A 24,810-nucleotide genomic window follows, 5' to 3' on the forward strand; every position below is an offset into this window, starting at 1 on the left:
CTTAACAATAGAAAGAAAAATAGAAAGTTAATGGCAAAATCTAAACCACAAATTACATTAGAAAGTTACGGTATATATTCCAAATGGGACAAAGCTGACAAAGCGTTACCACAAATCACGCAATTCACTACGCAAGTAAAAGCAGAACTTGATATAGAATTTGGCCTGATAGTAAATATCAAAAAAGCGAAAGGCGAAAAACTACATTATTGTATTTATCACCCCGGTATTATAGATGCCGATGGCGAAGTGATGCAGCCTTTTGAGGGGAATGTATATGTTAAAGATAACGATTGGTCGTTTTATTTAGGCGACACCGTGTGGGAGCCTATAGAAGATAAAATAGGTAACTGGCGTATGACCTTATCATTAGCAGGAAAAGTCATTGCGGATAAAACATTTAATCTAACTAATGAACAGACCAAAACAGAAGATGATTTTTGGAAACACCGAGGCTATTAATTTCCTCAATAAACAAAAAAAGCTAACAATAAAGTTAGCTCTTTTATGAAATTAGCTTAGTTACCCCAAGGGTTACTTGAATTTGAACGTTGTTTACGAGTACGGGCACGTTGCTTGGCTGCTTTTTTCTCTTGAATACGCTTAGCATCAGAAAAGCTTAACTCGCATGGTTCACCTGGTTTATCGCCTTCAGGGATAATACGGTCTCGTGGAGGCAGTTCGTATTGTACGTCATCTGGGCGTGGTAAGTTTTTTAGGCGGTACAAATAGAAATTATCTACTTTTTGTTGTGCCCACTCGGTTTTACGTAAAAATTTAACTGCTGACTTAATGTCAGGATTATTTTTAAAGCAGTTGAGTTGTAAGTAGGCATGCAGGAGTTCCCACCCATATTGCTCAACCAGTTCTTCAACCACTTGCTCTAATTTAACGCCTTGCAGTGGGTTATTACTGAAAAGTTCTTGGTTGCTCATAGGTGTTCTCTCGTTATTAAAAATACGGCCAGTATTATAAATTTAATAACGAGAGTTTAATAGCAAAAATGCTTAACTTTGACAATTAACCACAACACGACCACGAATTTGGCCCTGCATGAGCTGTTCAGCATTTTCAATAACCTGATCAAGTGTGATTTCGGTCGAAATTTTATCTAAGTAATCGCTACTAACTAGGGATGATAAACGATCCCATGCTTCAACACGGTCCGCTTTAGGGCGCATTACGCTATCAATACCCATTAAAGAAATACCACGTAAAATAAATGGCGCAACAGACGCTGGCAAATCCATACCTTGTGCAAGCCCACAAGCTGTTACTACACCACCGTATTTAAGTGAGGCACAAATATTAGCAAGTGTGTGACTACCTACCGAATCAATGGCAGCAGCAAAGCGTTCTTTTTGTAGTGGTTTACCTGAGTTTGAAAACTCGTTCCTATCAATTACATTAGTTGCACCTAATGATTTTAAATAGTCAGCTTGTTCCATGCGACCTGTTGCTGCGGTTACTTGATAACCTAGCTGGCTTAGTAAATAAATAGCAAAACTGCCTACGCCACCATTGGCACCGGTGACTAACACTTCACCTGAGTCAGGGGTGATCCCTTGTTTTTCAAGGGCAATCACGCTCAACATTGCTGTGTAACCGGCAGTACCAATTTGCATAGCTTGTTTAGCTGATAAGTTGGCGGGTAGGGGAATTAACCAATCGCTGCTAAGAGCCGCTTTTTGGGCTAGGCCACCCCAATGTTTTTCGCCAACACCAAAGCCATTTAAAATAACCTTATCGCCAGCTTTAAATTCTTCACTGTCGCTGTTGGTAACTGTACCCACTAAATCGATGCCAGGTACCATAGGAAAGCTGCGAACTACAGGACCTTTGCCAGTAATGGCTAAGCCATCTTTGTAATTTAGGGTACTGTACAGTACGTCAATTAATACATTTTCGTTTGGTAGATCGTCACTGTTTATGCTGCTTAAAGTGGCACTGTAGTCGTCGTCTTGCTTGTCTATAACAATAGCTTTAATAGGATTGCTCATTAGATTTCCTTTTAGACCGATCGTCTTTAAATTGATAATAAAAAATGCATCATTTGAGTAATGTGCGTAAAAACATTTCTGTGTATAAAGTCAGTGGCTTGCTTGATTGTGTTAGTTTAGCTCGCATTACAGCGCCTTCCCAACCAATCCAAAAATATTCACTCATTTGTGTAGTATCAACATCAGTTTTAATAGTGTGTTGCTGTTGAGCTAAGTCTAAGCACTGTGTTAACTGTGCTTGCCAAGCATGGTAACTCTGCATTAGGCGTATTTTAAACTCGTCACTTAAATGATTGAGTTCTTGGTTTAAATTGCCTACTAAACAACCGCGTTTGTAATCATACTTTTGCATCCCAGCTATAGCACTTTGGGTAAAGTTAACAATGCGTTCTAGGGGCGGTACTTCAGATTGCCCTAAATAAAACTTAAGCTTAGCTATAAAAAACGTGTCGTACGCATCAACCAAAGCTAAGCCAAATGCTTCTTTACTTTTAAAGTAATGATAAAACGAGCCCTTAGGGACTTTGGCTTTTTTTAATATGGTGTCGAGCCCTGTGGCACTAAAACCAAACTCAGTGAGGGTTTCTAATCCCACACGAAGGAGCAACGCTTTAGTGTCTGCGTTGTCTCTGGCTATTTTGGGTGGGCGGCCACGCCTAGTTGCAACTGCTGGTGTTTTGTTCATGCTTTATATTAGACCGATCGGTTTTAATTAATCAAGCTTTTATTTGGAATGTTTTTAAAACAGCTCTGACGTTCATTTTTTGATTACAAATTAATTGGGAACTTAAGGGTATATTGTTAGTCACAAATATGACACTTATGTGTTTTGAACCGATGTATCGGAACATTTTAATAAAGTTAAATAGGTTAAAGTTGAGCAATAAAATTATTTTTAAATTAATTTATCATTGCATCAGCAGCTTAGTTAAAGTCAAACAAATTAATTGTATTTTGTGTTTGAATTAAACATTTTTGTTGGCTATTTATTAAATGTAGATGAACTTTATGCTACAAAAATATAAATATAAAGGTGAGGATTTTACCGATGAAGAGACAGAAAAGAGATCGTTTAGAAAGAGCTCATTCTCAAGGTTTTAAAGCAGGTTTAGCTGGTCGCTCAAAAGAGCACTGCCCTTATCAACAAGTTGATCCTAAGTCTGAGTGGCTTGGTGGTTGGCGCGAGGCAATAGAAAATCGCAATATGTATAAAACATAAACTCATAACGAATTAAAGCAAAAAGGCCTCCAAATGGAGGCCTTTTTGTTGCGTGTTTTAAACTTAAAACGCGCTGGTATCTTGGAACAAGCCTACCTTTAAATCTTTTGCTTCGTAGATCACGCGGCCATCTACTTCTACGGTTCCATCAGCCATACCCATAAACAATTTACGCTTAATAACGCGTTTCATGTCTAGACGGTAGGTTACTTTTTTAGCTGTTGGCAATATTTGACCGGTAAATTTAACTTCACCTACACCGAGTGCACGACCAAGACCAGGACCACCAGACCAACCTAAGAAAAAGCCCACAAGTTGCCACATAGCATCTAAGCCTAAACAACCAGGCATTACTGGGTCGCCTTTAAAATGACAGTCGAAAAACCAAAGGCTAGGATCGATATCTAGCTCTGCAACTATTTGACCTTTACCATGTTCACCACCGTCATCGGTAATTGAAATGATACGATCCATCATTAACATGTTGTCACTTGGCAAACGACAATTTCCTTCACCAAACATTTCACCTTGACCACAAAGGATCAAATCTTCTTTTGTATAGCTATTTTTAGGTTCCATAACACTTTATCTTTGCTTAGAAATTGCCCCGTACTTTAGCGTACACTTGTACGCTAAACAACTCGGAGCAGTTAAAAAATGGTTTAATTATAAGCAATCAGTAAATGCAACTGATTTTAGTATGATTAAACCGCGCAATTACTAACAGAAATCATTATAATTGGGGCTGACTTTTAATCAGTTTAAAGGAAATTTATGACCCTTTTTGTTAACTCACTCACTGTGATTGATTTTTCTTACTTATGCAATAAACGCGGTGCAGTTGGCGAAAGTTGGATTGTTGATTTGACTTTACATGGCAAACTAAACGAAGAGTCTATGGTTTTAGACTTTGGCTTAGTTAAAAAGCAAATTAAAGGCATTATTGATGAGTGTATAGATCACCGTTTAGCTGTCCCTAACAACATAAACGGCAGCATCAACGAGTTTGCTGATCACAAAACATTAGATTGTAAATTTGCTGATAACAAGCACCTTGCAATGAGTGCACCTCATCAAGCATATTGCTTAATAGATACTGATGAGATTAACGTTGAATCAGTAACAGAGTACTTAGTTGCCACAATACTGCCACAGCTTCCTGATAATATTGAAAAGATTGAGTTGGTGTTAAAGCCTGAGCACAATCAGAGCTTTTATTACCACTATAGCCATGGCCTTAAAAAGCATGATGGTAATTGCCAGCGTATTATTCATGGTCATCGCTCACAAATTGGTATAAGCCTTGGCGGTATTTCTATGCCTCGTTTGCAAAAACAGTGGGCTGATAAATGGCGTGATATTTACTTAGCAACTAGTGAAGATCAAATAAACGTCTCTGAATTAAAACATATCTCAGCTAAAAGTGATGATGTTTGTTTTGCGTATACTGCGGCGCAAGGTTACTTTGAAATGGCTATTAGTGAATCACGTTGCGACATTTTACCAATTGACACCACGGTAGAATGTATTGCTGACTACATTGCCAGCCAAGTGAAATTAGAGCACCCAGAAAAAGACGTTAAAATTACCGCCTATGAAGGTGTTGGAAAGGGGTCGATTAGTTATGCTTAAATCCTTATTAGTTTCGGCGTTAATTGTATCAACTAGCTTTAGTGCTATAGCGCTTGAGCTAAAAGGGCATTTAACTCAAGGCGGCCTAGTAACAGGGCAATTAGATAACGCTAAGTCGGTAAGCCTCAATGGTAAGTCGTTAAAACTTGCTGATAATGGGTTATTTGTATTTGGTTTTGGCCGTGATGCAAAACCTGTACATACATTAAGCTGGGTAGATAAAACCGGTAAAGGCCACAGCCAAGATTTAGTTATTACTCTTCGCGATTACGATATAGATAAAATTACCGGTGTTGCTAAAAAATACGTATCGCCGCCAAAAGCAGTAAGTGAACGTATAAGCCGTGAAGCGATCGCAGTTCGAAAAGCACGGGCTGTTAACTCTGATTTAGAATACTTTTTACAGCCAGTACTTAGGCCTGCAAAAGGGCGCATTTCAGGTGTTTATGGTAGCCAACGTTACTTTAATGGCGAACCTCGCAGGCCACACTTTGGTTTAGATATAGCAAACAAAACAGGTTCACCTGTGTATGCACCGATCAGCGGAACCGTGGTGTTTGCTGAACCAGATTTATATTACTCTGGTGGTACTTTGATTTTAGATCATGGGCATGGGGTTACTTCTACTTATATTCATTTAAGTAAGCTTGATGTAAAAGTAGGGCAGAAGATTGAACAAGGTACAAAGGTAGCTGAAATAGGTGCTACGGGCCGTGTAACTGGGCCGCATTTAGATTGGCGATTTAATTGGCAAGGTGAACGCCTTGACCCTGCATTATTAATGCAAGACACATTAGCTAACAAAAAGTAGAGATTATGACTCAAGTAGAGCGCGAAGCCATTATTGCGCAACGTATAAAAGATTCGACCACTTCGGTAACTAAGGCCGTATTTCCTGGGCGTACTAACCATCATAATACGCTATTTGGTGGTGACGCATTAGCATGGATGGATGAAGTTGCTTTTATAGCTGCCACCCGTTTTTGCCGTAAACCATTAGTAACTATTTCATCAGATAGAGTCGATTTTAAAGAAGCTATTCCTGCTGGTTCATTTGCTGAGTTGATATCAAAGGTATCGCATGTGGGGAATACCAGTTTAAAAGTGGATGTTGAAATATTCCTAGAAACTATGCACAAAGATAACAAGCACTCTGCTATTACAGGCAGCTTTATCTTTGTTGCTGTTGATGATAACCACAGGCCAACACCTGTCGTGTGTGACAAAATGCTGCATGGTTTTGAGTTATAACACCTAACAGTAAAAATAATATAAGCACCAATTATGGTGCTTATATTATTAACCATAAAGAACACATCATACTTTATTTATCTAATGGCCAACTTAGCAATTAAACAAGATAAAAAGTATTAGTTTTTCAATGAGCAGGGCGTATTAAAGTAATAAATGAGACTAATAAAAAGGCGTGCAATGCACGCCTTTAAATAACTATAAAACCATAGCGGCTATCCAGCCAAACACCAATAACGGAATATTAAAGTGAATAAAGGTTGGCACAACCGAATCCCAAATGTGGTCGTGTTGTCCGTCAGCATTAAGTCCTGATGTCGGCCCTAGAGTAGAGTCAGAGGCAGGGGAGCCGGCATCACCTAATGCGCCAGCCGTACCAACAAGTGCAGCGGTTGCCATTACAGAAAAGTTTAGCTCTAAACATAAAGGCACAAATAAGGTTGCAATTATAGGCACAGTCGAAAATGAACTACCAATGCCCATGGTTATAAATAAGCCGACTAATAAAATTACTGCAGCTGCAATGGGTTTATTACCGTCAAAAATGGCGGCGCTGCTATGGACTAGGCTAGCAACGTGTCCGGTTTCTTTCATTACAGCAGCAAAACCTTGCGCAGAAATCATAATAAAACCAATCATTGCCATCATGGCAACACCCTTACTAAATACGTCGCCGTTTTCTTCCCACTTAACCACACCAAATACACTAAATATAACCACCCCTACTAGGCCACCTAATATCATTGAGCCACTGGCATTTTGAGCGATCAGAGAAGCAAGCACGGCAAATAAACCAACCAGCATTACCTTTTTTGGGTTTTCAACATCAGCTTGTTGGCTTTGAACTGTTAATGCTGTGCTTGTGTATTCGCGGCGTTTTCGATAACTAATAAATAGGGCAATCAACAAGCCGACAAACATACCAATAGCTGGAATTATCATTGCTAAAGGGACACTGGTATTAACAATCTCAAGGCCATTATCAACTAGATTTTTATGTAATATTGAGTATAAATAAATACCCCCAAAACCATACGGCAGCACCATGTACGAGGTGGCTAAACCAAAGGTTAAAATACAAGCAATGGCACGTCTATCTAATCGCAGTTTATTAAACACAACAAGCAGCGGCGGGATCAAAATGGGAATAAAAGCGATATGCACCGGCACCAAGTTTTGAGAAGAGATAGCACAAATCAAAATAATAAACAGAATAAAGTAGCTTAATATGGTTTCACTAGAGCCTGTTTGAGCATTTACTTTAGCGAGTAACTTAGCGGCCAAAATACGCGTTAAGCCTGACTTAGAGATAGCGACGGCAAATGCACCTAGCATCGCATAGCTTAAAGCAATTTCGGCGCCTGATGATAAGCCAGAATTAAAAGCATCAATACTTTCTTTTAAGCCCATGCCTGCGGTTAATCCGGCAACAAGCGCACTTATTGTCATTGCAACAATCACATTTACGCGGACCAAAGTGAGTCCAAGCATTAAAATAACGCCTATAATAACTGCGTTCATAGATTTCTCTGTTTTATAGATTTAATTAATTTTATCAGATCTTTAGCCTGATTTTTACGTTCTTTGGTAAATGGTTGTCTCGCATAGCGCACTTGCTCAAATAAGTGACAAAAGGCGGTTATTTGTTGCTCTGCATAGGGGGCTTGTTGACTAATGTGTTGTAATGTTTGAATAGGTGTAGCATTTTCAGGGTAGTTTATAGTGTGCTTATTAGCCCAACTGAGTATTTGATAATACTCTTTTACCAGCGGAGGTTGTTTTGTTGTTGCCTTGGGGCGGTTGATATAAATAAAATAAGCACTAAAACTTAAAATTAAAACAATAATAACCCCAAGCGGTACTAACCAAACATAAGTGTTACCAAATAGGGACGCTAATAAATCTTGTTGTTTATTTTTATCAAATCCCAGCACCCAACTAGACCATTGATAATCGAGGTTTTCTAATTCTAGGCGAAGCCAGTTTATGGCAGCATAATTACTTAAGCTAACTAAACCAAAATTAATATTATTTTTAAATTCATCATTTAATGCAGCACTCTGTGATAAAGAACCATTTAATCGTTCGGGCGCAACAACCGCTGTTGCATCAAATATTCTCCAGCCTGCATTAGTATATACCTCAACCCAAGCATGCGCATCGTATTGACGAACGGTAATATAGTCATTGTTTTGATTATGCTCTCCGCCTAAATATCCGCTTACTACCCGCGCTGGAACGCCAGCACTTCTAAAAATAAAGGCAGCTGCACTGGCATAATGACCACAAAAGCCACGTTTATTATTAAACATAAATTGATCAAGCGTATCATCACCGCGCATAGGTGTTGGCGTAAGAGTGTAACTGAAACTATTTTGCGAAAAATAATCTAGCAGTTTATTAAAAAGCTCATCAGCGTTAGCACTTCTGTTTTTTAACTGTTGCGCCAGTTGATAACTTTTTTGGTTATTACTCACAGTAAGCGTTTTATAAAAACGCTGCTCTACGCTATTAAGCTTCTTAGTCGATAATGGTTTAGTACTAACAGAATATTTTAACACTTTGGATTTATATTGTTTTTTACGCAGCAAGCCGACTGAGTTGGAAACTACATTTTCATTGTTACTACTGGCATAGCCAAGCCCATATAACCAATCAGCCATTGCTGGCTCAGCAATTATTGAGTATTGAGTGGTGTTTCCATTGCTGCTATTTTGGCTTGGTAACATCATTGCTTGCTTTAAAAATGAAGATGTTTTCCAAGCTTTACCGTCAAATTCATCATGTACAATAGCGCGCCAGTAATAAGGAGGCGTGGTTGAATTATTATCAAACTTCGCTCTAAAAACCAATTCATCGGAGTTTGATAATTTAGCTATATCAAATGGGTCTACTTGTTCAGATAGGCCTGTTTGCGCCATTTTTGGCCCAGGTAATTGCCAAAATGCAGGGAGTTTTGGTAAAAATATTAAGAGTACAACTGCCAAAGGAAAAGCCAGAAATATTATTTTAGCACTTTGTTTTGATGACAGTTTTAAACTATGACTAGATTCAAGTAACCCAAGTACAGCAAAATTTAAAATATACAGTGTACTAATAATTAAAGTGGTAAAAATAGTTTGGCTAAACAAATACACAGCTGAAAGTGAAAAGAATGTGAGGGTGATGATCAATTGATAATGCTGCTTTGTTTTTGCCTGTAGTAATTTAAAAACGCATGACAGCAAAAGCATGGCAACAAACAGCACCACGGTATCTTTAAAGCCAATACTGCTGAGCATAATAATTAATGCTATTGCAGCGAGTCCGTTGGCCAGCCACGCATTGGGCTTTTGTTTGTATTTAAGGGTTAAATAAATATTCCAGCCACATAACGTGCTGAGCATAATAATAAAGGGCAGGGGCAAGTGCTCTATAAAAAAGCTCACTAACCCTAAGTAAATAAATGACAAAGAAAAATTTATAACGCGTTGATTTTTGATCTTATTCATAATCAGCGCCTACATTACTTAAAGCTTGTAAGCAGCGTTGCTGATGAAACTTTCCGGAGCCATTTTCTATGACCTTATTGGGCAATTTCAACGAGTAATTAATGTCGCTTTCAAACGCTTGGCATACTAGGTAACACAATTGCCCTAAGCGTTGCTCGGTATCGCCTGTCATTAAATTAAAGTCAAATTGTGTATCGGCAGATTTAAAATCACTAAATTGTTTTACTAATAATTGCTGAGTTTTTGCGTAGTGTTTCCACGAAACTCGCTGCAATCCCATTTCTGGTAAGTGATTGATTAGAATGTCAAACTCATCATCGCCTAGATGTTTTTCAGCTCCTTCATCATCATTAGCAGTCATTTGGCTTAATTGTTTTTGATTTGGTGTTTTAATAATTGAAGGGTAAACATAAACGGTATGATCTGGTTGAATATAGCTCCATACACTCACCAAACCAAATGGATAATTACTGGCAATTTTTATTGGCTTTAGTAAATAGCGACCGCGCTTTAAATAAGGCAATGGTAACTGGCATTGTATGGTATCGGCTTTAACACTCTCTATATAGCAGTTTTGTTCAAAATTATTGGGATAACTTAAGGTGATTGACTGACATGTGTCGTTTGATTTTATTTGCCACACTAACTGAGGTTGCTGTGGCGCATAACTCTCAATAGTATTTTTAAAGCTGACAGTTAATCCTTTTGCGTTGCTATAACCTAGCAACAAGGCAAAAATAATAATCACAAACATTAAATACGCCATAAACAGTATTAAATTATTTTGATAATTAATTCCCATTACAAAATTTAATAGTGCAACAATCGTAAAATATACACCCAGTGTGGAAGGCAAAACATAGATAGTATTATGCGTTAAAGTGATGCTGTTTTTTTTGTGCTTATTTTTTAATAATGTCGTTAAAATTGTACTTTTTATAGCACGAATAAAAGTAGGGCGTTTTAATTTTAAAATACCCATTGATCTAAACGGGCACTAAAACATGTTTTAAAATGTCTGCAATTTGGTTCTTGCCAGACTCACTATGCAAACCTAATCGATGCTGGCACACACTAGAAAATACCGCTTGTACATCTTCAGGTAGAACAAAGTCTCGACCTTCAATATAGGCCCATGCCCTTGCAGATTTTGCCAGCGCCATACTGGCTCTTGGTGAAAGCGAAGCAGCTAACGATTGAGCCTCACGTGTGTAAGTCACTAATTCAATTATATAATCAACAACCGGAGCGCTTAGTGTAACATTTGCTATAGCCTGTTGTATTTGTTTAAGTTGTTGCTGGTTAATTCGCTGTGGTAATTGGGAGTAATCGCGCTTTTGATTGTTTAATAGTAATCTTTTTTCAGCGTTTTTAGGTGGAAAGCCTAAGCTTATACGCATTAAAAAACGATCTAATTGCGATTCTGGCAGCGGATAAGTTCCTGCTTGATATAAAGGGTTTTGAGTAGCAATAACAAAAAACGGAGTAGGGAGCGGGTACTTTTCTCCATCTACTGTTACTTGTTGTTCTTCCATCGCTTCTAATAACGCACTTTGGGTTTTAGGGCCCGCACGATTTATCTCATCAGCAAGTACTACTTGGCTAAAAATTGGGCCTTTATGAAATGAAAAACTGTGTTCTTTATTATTAAAAATATTGGTACCAATAATATCAGCGGGTAATAAATCGCTAGTAAATTGAATACGCTGATACGACAACCCCAAAACAGCAGCTAATGCATGCGATAAAGTGGTTTTACCCATACCTGGTAAGTCTTCAATTAGTAAATGACCTTCACTAAACAAACAGGTTAATGCTAATTTTATTTGTTGTTGCTTGCCAAATATAACGGTAGATAGATCATCAATAATAGTGGTAACTAGATGCTGCATAATGTCCTTTAATCTATCAGTTCTAAACGTTTCATTACGGCATCAACTTTTTGCGCGTTGAAAGGCTTGGCTATAAATTCTTTTGCGCCAAGTTCCCAAGTATTTTGTACGGTCTCAAAACTATTATGGCCTGAGCACATAACCACATGAGCATATGGGTGCTCGTTATTGATCGACTCTAAAATTTCGATGCTTTCAGAATCAGGTAAATCAACATCTAAAAATATAACGTTGGGTGATTTTTCGCTAAGTAAGGGTTTAGCACAATCAAAATTATCGCACTCAATAATGTCATCAAAACCTAAGCCGGCTAACACTTGGCTTAAGTCAGCACGGATTTGTTTAACATCATCAATAATTAAAATTGGTTCGAGTGGGCGTACAAATTCCATATGAATACTTCAACATTTTTTACGGCTTGTGGTTTAATATTAAGCCAAGCATTAAGGAACCTCAAGCTGATAACTATGAATTACCGTAATAGTCGTTTAAATGCACTTAATGTCCGATACCGTCTAGTATTGGACTTAGTGAGCTTGAAGTTATTAAAATAGAGCGCCACACATGCACTTAAATACCACTACCTATAATTTATATTATGTTAAATGACGTCAAAACCGACAAAATGGCGTGAATTATAGGTAGCGTGCTATGATTGCTCGAACTGTTTATTTTTACATGTTTTCAGTGTTATACGCTCAATCAGTATTATTGATTGAACACCCTGCTATCAATCTAAAAAAATCATCAAAGTTTTTTCCGCGTAGACCATTAATAACAACGTCAATGGAATCAAGGGAATAATAATGACTAATTTTAAACAGTTACTTTTTCGCGCTGGATTTATGAATTTTGGTAAACTTGACCGCCGCGCCGCCATGGAATTTTTATTTATTAACTCTGAACGAACGCTTGAACGATGGATTAAAGATAATAAACCGTGCCCGCGTGCCGTTGCTATGCTTGAGCAACGCATAAAAGGCATGGTTTCTATGCACAAGGATTGGCAAGGCTTTAGTATTTGCAGAGACGGATATTTATGGACGCCAAGCGGCAACCGGTACGAACCAAGCTACATTAACAAAATTGATTTTTTACAGCGTTCAGTGCGTTATAACGAAAACCACGTTTTAGCCCTGCAACAACAAATTACGCATTTAAATGATTTGGTTAAAGCCAGTGATACGCTTAAGGCGATTGGCCATGATTTAATTAACATGAGTGATAAGTTTAAGTTGAAAGAAATTGTGAAGAAATACGAGGGCAAAAAAACCGCCTAAATTTAAAAACCCCGCACTTTTGCGGGGTTATTTTTAATAAAATCAATATATTACACTTTTGTACCCTGGACACTCACCCGCTTTCGTTTTTGGCGCGTAAAACGTTAAGTTTTGCTACTTCATTTTCAATAACGCCCACCCTAACAGCCAATTCACCATGGTTTTTGTATTGCAATTCAATAGCTGCTTTTAAATAAACAATATGCACCTTTAGCGCTGCCACTACTGCGGCGGCACTGGTTGCACCTGTAATTATTGCGGTTGCTGCTATTTTTAAAATAATATCATCCATTTTTAACCGCCTTAAATTGACCAACAAACTGAGGGATGATGTTTTTTAAACTGGCAAGACCCCAAACGCCGCCGTTAATTGCTATCCATGTTTGTACTAACCACGGTGGCACGTTTTCCAAGTTTGTGAATATTTGCGAGCCATGCTCAGGTGATACGACTGTAATTAAAATGGGCGCGGTAAACATACAAAAACTAAAAAGCCTTAACCCTTTGTCTTTGTCTTGCAGTGTTGCCATTTCCCATTGGTGGTTATAGTCTTTTTCTGACTGCGCCAAGCGTGCTTGGTTGTTTATTATGGCTAAATCGCGCTTATGCTCTGCATCTGCTTTTGCTGCGCGGTTTTTTAACCATGTATCAAGCGGGTTTAGTAACGATAAAAACCAGTCCATAACTACCCCTTAGCCGCTGCTGCGATTGTATCAGCATCAACAAGGCCATTTAAAAGCGGCCTATATTGGCTTTTTAACCGCAGGTCACTGTCAAATATCTCATTCAATAGCGCTTCATTGCCGTCATTTAATTTAGTGATTGCGTAAAGCCACTGCATATCAGCGACTTTTAATGTGTAGTCGAGTTTTGATTGCTCAAGATAAAAACCAGCCCATGCGCGGGTTATGTAATTACTGCCATTAACAAAGAATTGAATTTCAGCAAGTGCTTTGCTTACTGGTTTTGTTATTGGTGCGGTAATTTCGCGGCCTTTTTCAACAAAGTTATTAATTAGCCAATACACGCCAAATAAACTTATTAGCGCTGGTAAGCTACGTTCGAATATTTTACCCATAATAACCCCACTCAAAGCCGCGTTTTATTTCGTCCATGGTGTACGGGTTTTGCCCGTTTTCCATTGTTACCATTGCTGACAATACAGCGGGATATGCTGCATCATTTAACACCATATCGGCGGGATACCCTGCCTTATCGCTGACAAAGTTAATATAATTTTGTGTATGATTTTCATTGTCCGGTGCCCATTCATTAATGATACTTTCAATGGTGCGAACCCCGCGCTTTGCTTTGGAGCGCATAATGCGCCCCGCTGCTCTAAAGCCGTGTAAAGGCGTTTCAAAAATGATAAAGCGACCATCATCCCCAACTTGACCAACCCAACTTTCGCGAGCTTCAATATTTAGCGGATTGTGATTGCGGATACCGCGTGGCGTACCAGAGCTTGATGTAACACCCGCCAACGCAGCAAGCCCTGCCATAGATAAAAGAACCGTTGATTTTTTCATCAGAACGACTCCTTAAAAACTCTAAATAAGGCTTTTGGCTTTGTTAAATCCGGTGTTAATCCGAATTTTAAAATCTCACTATTTGCGGTTGAGTCATTAACCCATGCAACAAGCTCATTACCAACAACATCAAACATACCGTAAAGCCTGTCACAAAAAACGCGATTATTCGTATACGCTATGCTGTACGTATTAAAGTTATCCTCAGTTATATAAACCTTATCACCTGATAAAACTAATATTGCATCACCCACTGCGGCCACCGCTTTAGGTGATGGCACGAACGCATAAACGTCTAAAACTTGTCCGGTCTCCCTAACCCATACTTTTGAGCTGGTGTTTGATGTAAAACAGACGTATTTATTAGAAAATACAGGTTTATCTGCTGCGCCTGTTGACTGATTAATTATTTTTTCACTAAGCGTGACTAGCTCATCATCTGAATAATACCAATCTGAATCAATTGATACCCATAATCGCCCGTCAATCTCATCTCTAAAAATCTTTTCAGCTGCACCATTCCCTTTTAAGAGTAAATCAACACCATCTCTCACACTAAAAACACCATCTTTGTAATAATGTATCTCGCTTGGCTTGCCTGGAAAGTTAACGCTAATTAATACGCCGCCGTCACTGACTTCACAGCCATATGGAAGCGCCCCGCTCAAACCGCTGGCAAATGGGTTTTCAATATCCGCTATTAATTCACCGTCAAAATCTATTAATTTAAAAGTTGACGACCCCGCCGTTAAAAAAATCATATCGTTAATCACACACGCCGAATTGTAACTGTGAGCAACATTTTTTATCTCGCCTGTGTCTAAATTTACAATTCTTGAGCTGTTCGCCTGATTTTTAAAGAGCATTTTATCTTCAAAAACAACCCACCCACGACATTCGTTATCACCAAGCACTAAAACAGATTCCTTTGTAGTTATATCTAAAATCAAATCCGGCTTATCATTTATAAAAGCGTGCAACGGTGCTGCTGAATTGTGCTGGTAAACTTCACCTTGAGCTACATAAATCCCGCTTTCACTGCTAACACCCTCACCACCCACCCAAAAACCACCACTTGATAGTGCGACCTTTGCGCCGCTTTGTGATGGGTCATACGGTAATATTTGCTGTGATAGTCCGTAGTGCTCAGATATAAATGAAGCTGAACGGTTTGGCTTTGTGCTCAATGCGTCATAACTTAATTTATGCGCCGATACCCAAATCTGTAACTTTTGCTCAATATCTGAGGTTATTTCGATAAAATCAAACGGCTCATTAGTTTGAACGTCAAACCCCGCCGCCGCATCTGTATCTATAATCGCGCTGCCTTTTCTTAATGCGCGGATTCTAAAAATACCTTCGCAATTCATCACTTTTATGAAGCGGCCTTCTGCATTCACCTCATCAACTTTATTTGGTTTTAAAAATTTACGAATAAACATTATTTACGCCCCATAAAAACAACGGCAAGAATAGCAACGCCACCTAAGCCGATTACGATATATTTCATTGTTTCGTTTGTGCTAATTGCCAGTTGCTGACCGTCTGAACGGCTGGCATGGTCTGCGAACTGTAACGCCTGTTTATGCGCTAGAATTGTTTGGTCGCCCGCGTCTTGATAAGCATCGGCAACTTTATCAACTGCACCCGCTGCTAAATCGGTTGCTAGATTGCTATTGTTTTCGATTGAGAAATACGCCAAATCTGCCATGTTGTTGTTGGCATCACCTAGCGAGTCAGACACGGTTAAAATGGCGTTATTAGCAAAGGCGGTATTGTTGCCGTGCATGTTCTCGGCCATTTCTGTAACACTGCGCGCTAAGTCGCTATTTTCTTTGATAGACGTTTCAGCTAGTGAGTTTTGAGCGTTTATGCTATCGGTTGCTAGATTGCCCGTCATTTGCAGCGCATCGGCACCAAAATTAAACGCCTGATTTTGCGAGTCTTGCATAGCACTGAGTGCATCACCGCCAAAGCCATAAGCATCAGCTAGGGTTTCACCTGCAAAGTCGAGCGAATCTCGGTTAACGTCACTAGCAAAGTTAAAGCCGCTTTTTGTCATGTTTTCTGCGGCTATGGTCATTTCGCGCTGATTGCCCGCCATATCACCCCAAATATCAACAAGACCATCAACTAAACCGTGGTCTGTTTGGGTTATGTTGTAACTGTTACCGCTGCCATTTGTTATAAATCCGTTGTTATCACCTTGAACGCCAAAAGACGTGCTAGTGTTGCTCGTTGATTGTTTGCTATCTGATTTTGAACTGCTACCGCCCATATGCCACCATCCGGAAAACCTGATAATTATTACTATCAGTTTTATAAAATTTAAAATTCCAACGTTTTAAAAGTCGTGCTAGTGCGGGGCGCTTGGTATGAAATTCGATAAAATTTAATTTTAATCTGCACGCTAATTCATTAACTATAAAACTAGCCTTTTTTATGTTTTTTCCCTCTGCACAAACTACGGTTAACACATCACCGTCAACCCTAAGTACAAAGTATGTATCGAATATTTTAACGAACCGTGACACGCCTTTTTCAAGCTCGGTTTTAATTTGTTTAAAATCAGCGGGTGAACCAGCCGCCCGCTTGATTTTGTGAAGCTCTACAAACCTGCAAAATTCAATCATTTTTTAAGTAAGTACAGGGCAACCAGTGCCACCGCGCCGATAATTAAAATTTGATTGTTGTTGCTTTGGCCGAAGTTAATCGAACCACCTGTAAAGCCTATGCTGCTTTTTTGCTCGCCTGTTTGGGCTGCGGCTGAACTCGAACTACTTAAGCCGCCGCCACCCGTTAGACTGGTAAGCCCGCCAAGCATTACTTGGCCGCCTTTTTATCATCACGTAAAAAATCGCGTATGTACTCGGCCGCAATGGCTGCAACAATTGCAACTCCCACGCCTTTTGCAAACGCTTTTAAGCCTTTTGAACTCATGACTTAGCCACCTTTAGAAGTACGCCGACAACCAGTAAGCCACCAAAGGCCATGATTACCTGCTTTTGTGGAAAACCGAAAACCATTGTTTCAGTCGCTTTTGCTTGTGTTGGCTGTGTTTTTGGAACGTCAACAACCACCGCCGCGCCGTTTTCAAGCTCGGTTGTGTTGCTTTGCTCTTCACGCGCTACACCTGCGGCGTTTTTCATTGCCTGAATGCCCTCATATTGAGCGTAAACATTCATTGCATTGCCAAGCGCCGAATTAACAAAGCCGCCAAAATTACCCCACGCCGATTGCGTAGGCTGCCCCTCTGGTAATACCTGCGGCGCTGGTAGCGCCGTGGCATTACTTAAGCCCGATGGTAAATTAAACATAATTCACCCCCTTAGAATGAGCTGTTTGCGTAGCTATCAAAGTAATGAACAACAATTTCGCACTGACCTTCACTTTCACAGTCAATACGTAAGCGCATATCATTGATAGCAGGGTCAAGCATTAGCGCGCCGAAAACATCACCGTCAAGCATTAAATCTACTGCGTGAATATCTGCAATTGGTGTACGGTCGTTTTGTTTTAAAATTTGATTGTGTAGCGTTTTTGGGATGTGTTCTCGCCATTTAACGTTATTTACTAAAAATTCGGCCGATGTAACGCCCGCTTTTTTAATTTCAATCATGGCAATGTAAGCGCCGTTTGGTTTTGGTAGGTTTTCAACTTCATTCACACCCGCTGAAAAGTTGTAGCGGTATGAGCGGCGCTTGAATAACCAGCCCGGTGCGCTCGCTGCTGATTTTTCAGCGTAAGCCTTAATAGCTGGTGCAGTTGCTGCTGCGTCAATATCAAATTTAATTTGTGCAAGCGATAAGCCCGCAGTACCTAAGCCAAAAAAACGTTGCTCAACTAATTGCGGCTGCTTTGAACTTTTAACTTCTGAGCGCACAAAGTGCATAGTTGCTAAACCTGCAACCACTTCTCGGTTGTAGTATTTATTTTCATTAAGCAAGTCTTGCAGTGTTGCGTACTCGGTTAACGTGCGGCCGTTAAGCTCAACTTTTAAATTTTTAATTTGCGATGGTGTTACACCTGAATACTCAAAGTGTATTTTGTCGTATGTAAGGTTTACGGGTAGTGTTAGCGATACCGTACCGCCAGCATCAACACCTGTAATTTTATTTAGTGGGGCAATATTTCGCATTACAACCCCCTTAACCTAAAACAATACGTTTAACAGGACGTGCGGCGCGAACGTTTGTAAGAACGGCCAAAATTGCAAGCGTAACGCCTACAGAGATTAAAACTTTTTTATCTAACATAATTGATTACCCAATTTAAATGAGGGCGTTATTGCCCGTTAAAATTCGATATTCAATAAATCAAGCGTTTCGCTCTACGGTCGAGCGGGTTTCGCTCCCTAGATAGCGAAAAAGAGCGAAATTCGCTCTTTTTTGTTTCTTTATTCTAAAAAATCCTCATATAACATCTCAGTTAAAATGAACTCAGAAACCGCTTTTACCTTTGTTTTTATTCTTGGCCACCCCTTACCCTCGACACTCACGTCACGACCGTAAAAATAGGTTAAATTTCCAAAGCCGTCATTTTTTACCATTACAACAACAAATTCGCATTGTGATTTTTTAATAACGAACTTTATTGAAAAACCATCTACAGCAACTAACTGCTTGAAGTCAAAGCACTCTCTCGTCTTTATTTTTCCCGCTTCATTTTTTATATCGGAAATTACCCTTAATGCTCTCTGCCATTCTTTTGATAATGTCTTTCGTCTATAAACCGTATCGTAGCCCATCAGTCACACCTCAAGTCTTTAAATCGCATTTTAAAGCACTTACCAAAACCAGCTGATGCCTTGCATGTGCTTATATAATACGGCTCGATATTTCCTATTCCGCCGCGTGATTTCACCAAATAATGCAGTCGCTTTTTGTGGTGTTGGCTATTCTTTTTACTTAGTTGAATAACATCATTTAAATCAGCGTCTAACTCTACAGCAATGAGCTTTGCATCGTGCCGTGACTCTTGAGCGCCCAGCACTTTTCGCGGGCTGTTATTCCAAATTGTTTTTGGTACTTCCTGCGAACGCTGAAAAATAGTGTGAAGCACTAGGCCGTATTTTCGCCCACCCGTTGCCATTTCTCCCACTATTGAATTGTCTTTGCCTATTGCGGTTGATAGCTTTGCCAATTCTTCAATAATTACATCTAAGCGCCTGTTTCCGTCTGCGGCCATCCACATTAAACGCCCAAACCAGTGCAATTCTTTTTGCTTTGCTTCAACTGCTTGTTTTTGGCTTAGCGAGTCACTAAATTGCGGCGAATAAGCAACAACAAAACGCTGACCACTTCGCCACGCATCAGCGAAAGCCTGAGCGAATTTTGCTCGCGTTTGGTAGTGATAAACAGGCCGATTATTTAAACCATTAAAAGGGCTTTTTTTGCGTGCATCGAATTTGTAATCGTTATACAAATCAAAAATTGCAACTTGCTCACCCATTAGGCCGTCTATTAATTTTACTGCAGTTGTTTTACCGCCACCCGTGCCCGCCAAATAACAAACGTGTAACGGGTCTAGTTCGTTGTTTTCGTTAATAGCCAATTGTTACCTCCCCGCTTTTATCGTATTGCTTTTCGCTTTTTTGCTCTGATTTTTGGGCGTTTAATTCTTCTTTTGCTGCTTTTATTTGACCTCGAATAGATAACCCCGCCATTGCGAGCACGCCAAGTAACTTCATTTCTTCTTTGTATTTTACAAATAAAGCCTGTACCCACGGCGGCAAATTTGCACCCTTTGCATTTTTCAGCAATACAGGTGCGGCGGCTTCTGCTATTGCAACCCTTGTATCATTATCAATTGTTACAGGGTAATCAAATTGAGACTCAATAAAGCCCGCACCCGTATCAACAAAAAAACCCGCTGCTATTGCGGCGTCTTGCTCGCTCATTTCTTCGCTTTCGGTTTCGTTGGTTTCGCCATCCGTTTCGCTATCGTCACCATTAATAAAGCTATCTAATTCGCTATATCTTCTTTCTGGCTCGCTATCGTCTAAGCCCTGCGATTGCTGCGAGTCCGGCGAATGCGCCGCAGATGAAGAAACCGAACCCATTCGCAGCCCCTCCATTGCTTGTGCTAATACTGTTTTGCTCGTTGTTAATTCGCTTTGCTGGTTCGTTTGGTTCTCTTGTTCTTGCATTTGCTTTCTCCAATTCGGTTGTTTTACTTTCATTGTTAATTCGCTCGATTTCGTATTTTACTTCTGGCGGTATCCACTCACCGCCAGCGCTTAAATTTTGCGGGGCTGGCTCGCTATTTAAAGCGGGTAATTCTGGCGGTTTTTCGCCGATAGCTTTTCGCCATTTCGCTTGTAACTTTTCGCCGCTGCGCTTATCCATTCCGCAGTTTTTACAGTGAAGATATAAATATTTTCTGCCCGTTTTTTGCTGGCGAACTGCGGCAAAGCCACCGCAACCGTCACACTCAACCGCCCCCAAATCTGGATTGTTTGATTTAGTATTCATCATCACCCCCGTTAATTAATTGCTCCAAATTACTTAAGCTTAAAACCTGCTCTACTTGCTCCAAGCGATAATCAATATCAGCCACAAGCTCTATGGCATCATTCAAAATATTTTCAGCGGCGGCTATTTTTTTACCTGCTTGCAGTGGGCTTAACTTACTTGCATCTGCAATTTTTTCTTTAATCACTAATAATTTTTTATTCAAAATCTAATACCCCGTAATTATTTACAGGCTCAAAGCGACTGTAAAAATCACAAAGAGCACTCATTGAATTGTCATAAAATCGCCTTGTTTGTTTTAGCAATTTATTAACTGTGGATTCTTCTGTTTTTTCTTTTTCAACGTCTGCGGTTGTTGAATTTAAAAACGATGTTTTTAGTTGCCAACCTCTCACACCGATAGCCCAATCAATAAAGCCAACAAAGGCCGATTCACTGGCAAACTTGGCAACACCACCGCGTGCGAAATTCCCGTTTAATTCGGTCGATATTTCGCTAATTTTTTCGCTAACGTTTTCTAATTTTTGTTCAAGCTTTTCAACAAATTGCGCCCGCTTTTCGCTAAAGTCTTTTTTATTAACGTTTTTTAGCTTTTCGATAGTGCCTAATGTGTTTTTTAACTCTAATTGCTTGAATAGCTTTCGCTCTTTTTTCGCTTCAAGCCCTTGCATGTATTCTTGTATTAACCCGTACATGTGTTGCGCTTCATGGGTTGCGCAGTTTTCCCAACTTTCAGCGCGTGCGTGCTTTGATATGTTGTATCGGTTGCCGCGTATTTCACCCTGCGAACCCTCGCCACCTTTCACCATATAGCCAAGCGCTTTAAGCAAATAGCTTGCAGCCGCTTTAGCGTTTTTAATTCGCTCGATTGTTACAAAACCCTGCCCCCATAAACTTTCGATACGCGCCGCCCACTCATGAAAAAATACGGGCTCAACATTCCAGCGCATTAAAACGTGCGCGTGGTAGTTTTGTTCGCCAATACATTCAACCTCGTATTTTTCACCGTTAAATTCATATTCCTTTGAACCTAATTTTTTTACTGGCGCTTCAGCTACCCATAAGTAATCGAATACAGGTTTTTTTGTTGCTGATTGCTCGCACTCTATGGCGGTCACTTCCATTTTATTATTGGTAATTGCGCGTTTTTCGCATTGCTCTATGCACTCAACCGCACCCCATGGGTATAGCCTTTCGTTGTCGTGCATCAAATCAGATTCTACGCGGCCACTTGCGCCAACACTTGAAACTTTACCCCATGGATAAAGACGGTCATTTCTGCCAATGCACTCAATAAGCCCATACCTGTATTTTTTCGCTTTTGGGGTTTTTGAAATATCGCCAGTAGCAACAAAACCGCGCTTGTGCATTTTGCCAAGTGAGTCAAAAAAGCGGCTTAATTCTTGGCCTATGGTTGAACGCTCAAACGTGACAGCGGTAAACGGCGCAACTGAAACAATTTCAGGGTGAACCAATTCACCATTTGCCGTGTAAATTGCATTTAATTTTGTGCCCGCTGGGCGTTTTGCTACTTTCTGGTAATGGTTGTTATCAATGCGCCAACGTGCTTTAGCGTCTAGCGTTACAGTGGTAAAACAATTAAACCCACCTTTCACAGCTTGCATGTATAAGCCGCTATCGATAATTTTACCGCGTGCGCGGCTGGTTACTGTTTGAGTTATGCGCTCACCTGTGTTTGCGTCCGGCGCATCACTTGCGCGGGTATTTTGAGTGCAAACAACACGGAAACCATCACACCAATTGCGGCTTTGAAAATGCACCTTTGCGGTTTTATCTGCTTCAAGTGGTTTGCTGGCAAAATGTCCGCGTTCAATTTCTGCGGTTTTTTTCGGGGTGATTTCGCCCGTTTCAAGATTTAAAATCTCGTCACTATCAACACCTAGGCGCTCAGCGCGTTTCTTAGGCGTTAAATTATTAAGGGCATTGCGATATAAACTATCAAGGCGTTGCGCCTTATCAGCCAAAAGAGACTGTTTAGAACGCGGATTATCTTCGCGTTTTGGCTGTGTCGGACTTTTGCGCCTTTTGACAAGCCTATCTTTTTCCGCTTTCGCGGCCGCTTCGCGGATTTGTTTAGAGTGTGACTCGATATACTCAAGCCATGTCAATGACTCTTCAATATCACGCTCGGTTGCTGGCTGAACTGCAAACGCAGAAAAAGCGCCACTTTGGGCGCTTTGAATTGCATCTTCAATAATGCGTTCGGGTATCAATATATTCATATCTGTCCCGCCTTTAAATTTAGCGGTAGATACCCAACACCACAGTTAGTAACAACATGGCTAAGCCTTAAATCTAAAAGCATGTGCTGAGCTTGTAACCCTAGCTTTCTAAGAATATAAAGAAGTTTACACACTACAATAAAACCCATTAAAGGCAGCTCTTCGTTATTCTCGTTAAGTCTGTAAAGCTCGTTGATAGCCTGATACGCAAAGCCAGAAACTAAAAGTTGTTGATTCGTTCTCATAACTGTCCCGCCTTTGAATGATACGCGGCAGCATGTAAGGCATCGTAACGAATAGCAGAATCTGAACACTGATAATTGCGTTCGCGCTCTTGCTGTATTTGAATTTGTTGTTCGCGGCGCATTGCTGCCATTTTATTTTTAAATGCAAGTTTGAGTTGCGCTGCTTTTCCGCGTGCATAGTTCCAGTGCTGCTCATCATCGTGCAGCTCCTGAATATCTTGGTGAAATTGGCTCATAACGGCAACCCCGCAATTCTTGCTCTGCGGTAAATTAATTTTGCAAACACCAGTTCATCACGCCCAATGGCTGAGATAATATTTTGCTTAACACCGCTATTTATATGACTTACTAACCTGCATTGCTCTGTTACGCCTGAGTCTCTAAAAAGCCTTATTTTATGAAATAAAACCTCAAATTTTTTTACTTTTTCGCGCTTAAGTTTAAATAACTCACCACTTTTGAATTGACACATAATTATCCCCTTGGCGAAGGCCTTACAATTTTTTACGTTTTGTTCATGCTTGGTTTTGTGTGCGGCGGTTACTCTTTAAATTAAGTAACCGCCACCCGCCGCCAAGCGAATAAAGCAGTCGTGCGACTGCTTCGTAAGGGATGATAGTCAAGTGCGCATTACTAGGTCAAGTACTCAGGACTAATGCAATAGTGATTGACTACGACTATAATCAAAATACCGACACGCCAAGACGGACACAAAACGTATGAAAATAACCAACTCACTTGAGCTTTTAGAATGGTTTAAGAGCACCGCAGATATTGACTCTGACTATATGGTTAGCAAACTGACTGGTATATCAAAACAAGCAGTTAGCAATGTTAGAACGGGGAAAGGTGAATTTAAGGACTATACTTCACTAAAGCTTTTATTAATCGCAGACCACCCTAAACCATTGGAAACAATGGCCTTATTGGAGGCTTATAAGGCTGAATTTAAAGGTGATAATGACCTCGCTGAAATTTGGCGTAAAAGCGTTGCTTAAGTGATTTTTACCCCCGTCAAAATGTCGTTACTATTATCGGTAAATGTAGGGCCCTTGCGGCCTACATTAAAATCAAAGGCTTACGATTTATATTATGTTAAATAAGATAAGAGTGTACTTTATCAAACCAACTATTGGCAATTAGGTCACTTATAAACACGGTATTTTAGCCCTTTTATCGCATAATATTTATATTCAATAAAATGCTCTACTTTATTAAATATAAAAACTCTGTAATGACATTTTAATTAACCAAACTATTTAGCTCATCAATTAATTGCTTAAGCTGTTTAGTTTCGTCGCTTAGCTTTTGCTGATACTTTTCAACTTTGCCATGCTTACCTTGGCGCTTAGCTTTTTTAAGATCGATTTTATATTCTTCAATTTCTGAATTTGTATCATCTATTTTTTGTTGTAACTCTGCTTTTAATCCATCATTGGTACAATATGCGTTTATGTTATTAAGTGCTTTATTAAGACCTGCAACTTTGTGTGAATTACCTTGGCGTTTTGAAGCTAATAACTCGAGGTTAACTTCACAGGCTTTTTCGCACATC

Annotated in this window: 35 protein-coding genes; 7 read left to right on the plus strand and 28 right to left on the minus strand. The window is 39.8% G+C overall.

The features are described from left to right. Window positions 1-30: 30 nt before the first annotated feature. Complete coding sequence (locus FLM47_RS07630; protein WP_138569640.1) at window positions 31-462, plus strand: DUF3859 domain-containing protein; 432 nt, start codon at window positions 31-33, stop codon at window positions 460-462. A gap of 56 nt (window positions 463-518) precedes the next feature. Here FLM47_RS07630 and FLM47_RS07635 read toward each other — a convergent pair whose 3' ends face one another. The 3 genes from FLM47_RS07635 to FLM47_RS07645 all read right to left on the minus strand — a co-directional run bounded on the left by FLM47_RS07635 (window position 519) and on the right by FLM47_RS07645 (window position 2,685). Next, the gene (locus FLM47_RS07635; protein ID WP_008114664.1) at window positions 519-935 is read right to left on the minus strand and encodes a VF530 family DNA-binding protein; all 417 of its coding nucleotides are present in this window, start codon (window positions 933-935) and stop codon (window positions 519-521) included. A gap of 72 nt (window positions 936-1,007) precedes the next feature. Further along, window positions 1,008-2,000, minus strand: coding sequence for an MDR family oxidoreductase (locus FLM47_RS07640; RefSeq protein ID WP_178956055.1), 993 nt, complete (start codon window positions 1,998-2,000; stop codon window positions 1,008-1,010). A gap of 49 nt (window positions 2,001-2,049) precedes the next feature. After that, a complete protein-coding gene (locus tag FLM47_RS07645) occupies window positions 2,050-2,685 on the minus strand; it encodes a TetR/AcrR family transcriptional regulator (protein WP_178956056.1) in 636 nt (211 codons plus the stop codon). A gap of 363 nt (window positions 2,686-3,048) precedes the next feature. Here FLM47_RS07645 and rmf point away from each other — a divergent pair, with 363 nt between their 5' ends. Then, entirely contained in the window at window positions 3,049-3,219 is a 171-nt protein-coding gene (gene rmf / locus FLM47_RS07650; protein ID WP_008114656.1) for a ribosome modulation factor, read from the plus strand. Window positions 3,220-3,282: 63 nt separating this feature from the next. On the opposite strand, the gene fabA is transcribed toward rmf, so the two are convergent. Then, complete coding sequence (gene fabA, locus FLM47_RS07655) at window positions 3,283-3,798, minus strand: bifunctional 3-hydroxydecanoyl-ACP dehydratase/trans-2-decenoyl-ACP isomerase (protein WP_010389976.1); 516 nt, start codon at window positions 3,796-3,798, stop codon at window positions 3,283-3,285. Window positions 3,799-3,993: 195 nt separating this feature from the next. On the opposite strand from fabA, the gene FLM47_RS07660 reads away from it, so the two are divergent. Genes FLM47_RS07660 through FLM47_RS07670 form a run of 3 tightly spaced genes read left to right on the plus strand, consistent with a single transcriptional unit; the run spans window position 3,994 to window position 6,102 of the window. After that, the gene (locus FLM47_RS07660) at window positions 3,994-4,851 is read left to right on the plus strand and encodes a 6-carboxytetrahydropterin synthase (RefSeq protein ID WP_178956057.1); all 858 of its coding nucleotides are present in this window, start codon (window positions 3,994-3,996) and stop codon (window positions 4,849-4,851) included. Beyond that, window positions 4,844-5,662 carry a M23 family metallopeptidase gene (locus FLM47_RS07665; protein ID WP_054200907.1) on the plus strand — a complete coding sequence of 273 codons (819 nt, stop codon included), beginning with the start codon at window positions 4,844-4,846 and terminating at the stop codon, window positions 5,660-5,662. The genes FLM47_RS07660 and FLM47_RS07665 overlap by 8 nt, the downstream gene beginning before the upstream one ends. A 5-nt stretch (window positions 5,663-5,667) precedes the next feature. Next, window positions 5,668-6,102 (plus strand): acyl-CoA thioesterase, encoded by a 435-nt coding sequence (locus FLM47_RS07670; RefSeq protein ID WP_178956058.1) that lies wholly within the window; start codon window positions 5,668-5,670, stop codon window positions 6,100-6,102. 198 nt (window positions 6,103-6,300) lie between these two features. On the opposite strand, the gene FLM47_RS07675 is transcribed toward FLM47_RS07670, so the two are convergent. The 5 genes from FLM47_RS07675 to FLM47_RS07695 are packed head-to-tail and all read right to left on the minus strand — an operon-like array spanning window position 6,301 to window position 11,877. Further along, a complete protein-coding gene (locus tag FLM47_RS07675; RefSeq protein WP_010389979.1) occupies window positions 6,301-7,623 on the minus strand; it encodes a Na+/H+ antiporter family protein in 1,323 nt (440 codons plus the stop codon). Beyond that, on the minus strand, window positions 7,620-9,593 hold the full coding sequence (locus FLM47_RS07680) for a DUF3488 and transglutaminase-like domain-containing protein (protein WP_178956059.1): 1,974 nt from the start codon (window positions 9,591-9,593) through the stop codon (window positions 7,620-7,622). The genes FLM47_RS07675 and FLM47_RS07680 overlap by 4 nt, the downstream gene beginning before the upstream one ends. Continuing rightward, window positions 9,586-10,575 (minus strand): DUF58 domain-containing protein, encoded by a 990-nt coding sequence (locus FLM47_RS07685; protein ID WP_178956060.1) that lies wholly within the window; start codon window positions 10,573-10,575, stop codon window positions 9,586-9,588. Before FLM47_RS07685 ends, FLM47_RS07680 begins: the two co-directional genes overlap by 8 nt. A 4-nt stretch (window positions 10,576-10,579) precedes the next feature. After that, on the minus strand, window positions 10,580-11,485 hold the full coding sequence (locus FLM47_RS07690) for a MoxR family ATPase (RefSeq protein WP_178956061.1): 906 nt from the start codon (window positions 11,483-11,485) through the stop codon (window positions 10,580-10,582). An 8-nt stretch (window positions 11,486-11,493) separates the two neighbouring features. Continuing rightward, entirely contained in the window at window positions 11,494-11,877 is a 384-nt protein-coding gene (locus FLM47_RS07695; protein WP_055012203.1) for a response regulator, read from the minus strand. A 414-nt stretch (window positions 11,878-12,291) separates the two neighbouring features. Here FLM47_RS07695 and FLM47_RS07700 point away from each other — a divergent pair, with 414 nt between their 5' ends. Beyond that, window positions 12,292-12,765: a DUF3653 domain-containing protein gene (locus tag FLM47_RS07700; RefSeq protein WP_178956062.1), complete on the plus strand. Its 474-nt coding sequence runs from the start codon at window positions 12,292-12,294 to the stop codon at window positions 12,763-12,765. Between the two features lie 73 nt (window positions 12,766-12,838). Here FLM47_RS07700 and FLM47_RS07705 read toward each other — a convergent pair whose 3' ends face one another. From FLM47_RS07705 to FLM47_RS07790, 18 genes are all read right to left on the minus strand, one after another. Further along, entirely contained in the window at window positions 12,839-13,057 is a 219-nt protein-coding gene (locus FLM47_RS07705) for a hypothetical protein (protein WP_178956063.1), read from the minus strand. Continuing rightward, window positions 13,050-13,448 carry a hypothetical protein gene (locus tag FLM47_RS07710; RefSeq protein WP_178956064.1) on the minus strand — a complete coding sequence of 133 codons (399 nt, stop codon included), beginning with the start codon at window positions 13,446-13,448 and terminating at the stop codon, window positions 13,050-13,052. The genes FLM47_RS07705 and FLM47_RS07710 overlap by 8 nt, the downstream gene beginning before the upstream one ends. A gap of 2 nt (window positions 13,449-13,450) precedes the next feature. After that, window positions 13,451-13,843, minus strand: coding sequence for a hypothetical protein (locus tag FLM47_RS07715; protein WP_178956065.1), 393 nt, complete (start codon window positions 13,841-13,843; stop codon window positions 13,451-13,453). Further along, entirely contained in the window at window positions 13,836-14,294 is a 459-nt protein-coding gene (locus FLM47_RS07720; RefSeq protein ID WP_178956066.1) for a virion protein, read from the minus strand. Before FLM47_RS07720 ends, FLM47_RS07715 begins: the two co-directional genes overlap by 8 nt. Continuing rightward, a complete protein-coding gene (locus FLM47_RS07725) occupies window positions 14,294-15,736 on the minus strand; it encodes a hypothetical protein (RefSeq protein WP_178956067.1) in 1,443 nt (480 codons plus the stop codon). Before FLM47_RS07725 ends, FLM47_RS07720 begins: the two co-directional genes overlap by 1 nt. Then, window positions 15,736-16,572 carry a hypothetical protein gene (locus FLM47_RS07730; protein WP_178956068.1) on the minus strand — a complete coding sequence of 279 codons (837 nt, stop codon included), beginning with the start codon at window positions 16,570-16,572 and terminating at the stop codon, window positions 15,736-15,738. Before FLM47_RS07730 ends, FLM47_RS07725 begins: the two co-directional genes overlap by 1 nt. A gap of 351 nt (window positions 16,573-16,923) precedes the next feature. Continuing rightward, entirely contained in the window at window positions 16,924-17,118 is a 195-nt protein-coding gene (locus FLM47_RS07735; RefSeq protein ID WP_178956069.1) for a hypothetical protein, read from the minus strand. Window positions 17,119-17,230: 112 nt separating this feature from the next. Continuing rightward, entirely contained in the window at window positions 17,231-17,611 is a 381-nt protein-coding gene (locus FLM47_RS07740) for a hypothetical protein (protein ID WP_178956070.1), read from the minus strand. A gap of 11 nt (window positions 17,612-17,622) precedes the next feature. Next, window positions 17,623-18,432: a major capsid protein P2 gene (locus FLM47_RS07745; protein ID WP_178956071.1), complete on the minus strand. Its 810-nt coding sequence runs from the start codon at window positions 18,430-18,432 to the stop codon at window positions 17,623-17,625. A 258-nt stretch (window positions 18,433-18,690) separates the two neighbouring features. After that, window positions 18,691-19,041 (minus strand): hypothetical protein, encoded by a 351-nt coding sequence (locus tag FLM47_RS07750; RefSeq protein WP_178956072.1) that lies wholly within the window; start codon window positions 19,039-19,041, stop codon window positions 18,691-18,693. Further along, complete coding sequence (locus FLM47_RS07755; protein ID WP_178956073.1) at window positions 19,041-19,847, minus strand: hypothetical protein; 807 nt, start codon at window positions 19,845-19,847, stop codon at window positions 19,041-19,043. Before FLM47_RS07755 ends, FLM47_RS07750 begins: the two co-directional genes overlap by 1 nt. Beyond that, entirely contained in the window at window positions 19,837-20,355 is a 519-nt protein-coding gene (locus FLM47_RS07760) for a hypothetical protein (protein WP_178956074.1), read from the minus strand. Before FLM47_RS07760 ends, FLM47_RS07755 begins: the two co-directional genes overlap by 11 nt. Beyond that, a complete protein-coding gene (locus FLM47_RS07765; protein WP_178956075.1) occupies window positions 20,288-20,767 on the minus strand; it encodes a hypothetical protein in 480 nt (159 codons plus the stop codon). Before FLM47_RS07765 ends, FLM47_RS07760 begins: the two co-directional genes overlap by 68 nt. Then, a complete protein-coding gene (locus FLM47_RS07770; protein ID WP_178956076.1) occupies window positions 20,757-20,972 on the minus strand; it encodes a hypothetical protein in 216 nt (71 codons plus the stop codon). The genes FLM47_RS07765 and FLM47_RS07770 overlap by 11 nt, the downstream gene beginning before the upstream one ends. Then, window positions 20,965-23,010 (minus strand): hypothetical protein, encoded by a 2,046-nt coding sequence (locus FLM47_RS07775; protein WP_178956077.1) that lies wholly within the window; start codon window positions 23,008-23,010, stop codon window positions 20,965-20,967. Before FLM47_RS07775 ends, FLM47_RS07770 begins: the two co-directional genes overlap by 8 nt. After that, window positions 23,007-23,255: a hypothetical protein gene (locus FLM47_RS07780; protein ID WP_178956078.1), complete on the minus strand. Its 249-nt coding sequence runs from the start codon at window positions 23,253-23,255 to the stop codon at window positions 23,007-23,009. The genes FLM47_RS07775 and FLM47_RS07780 overlap by 4 nt, the downstream gene beginning before the upstream one ends. Continuing rightward, the gene (locus FLM47_RS07785; protein WP_178956079.1) at window positions 23,252-23,491 is read right to left on the minus strand and encodes a hypothetical protein; all 240 of its coding nucleotides are present in this window, start codon (window positions 23,489-23,491) and stop codon (window positions 23,252-23,254) included. Before FLM47_RS07785 ends, FLM47_RS07780 begins: the two co-directional genes overlap by 4 nt. Next, window positions 23,488-23,727, minus strand: coding sequence for a hypothetical protein (locus FLM47_RS07790; RefSeq protein ID WP_178956080.1), 240 nt, complete (start codon window positions 23,725-23,727; stop codon window positions 23,488-23,490). Before FLM47_RS07790 ends, FLM47_RS07785 begins: the two co-directional genes overlap by 4 nt. A 247-nt stretch (window positions 23,728-23,974) precedes the next feature. On the opposite strand from FLM47_RS07790, the gene FLM47_RS07795 reads away from it, so the two are divergent. Further along, window positions 23,975-24,253 carry a hypothetical protein gene (locus FLM47_RS07795; RefSeq protein ID WP_178956081.1) on the plus strand — a complete coding sequence of 93 codons (279 nt, stop codon included), beginning with the start codon at window positions 23,975-23,977 and terminating at the stop codon, window positions 24,251-24,253. A 244-nt stretch (window positions 24,254-24,497) separates the two neighbouring features. On the opposite strand, the gene FLM47_RS07800 is transcribed toward FLM47_RS07795, so the two are convergent. After that, window positions 24,498-24,809: a DUF1090 domain-containing protein gene (locus FLM47_RS07800; protein ID WP_256729697.1), complete on the minus strand. Its 312-nt coding sequence runs from the start codon at window positions 24,807-24,809 to the stop codon at window positions 24,498-24,500. Between the last annotated feature and the right edge of the window lies 1 nt (window position 24,810).

Source organism: Pseudoalteromonas sp. Scap06 (assembly GCF_013394165.1).
Lineage (GTDB): Bacteria > Pseudomonadota > Gammaproteobacteria > Enterobacterales > Alteromonadaceae > Pseudoalteromonas.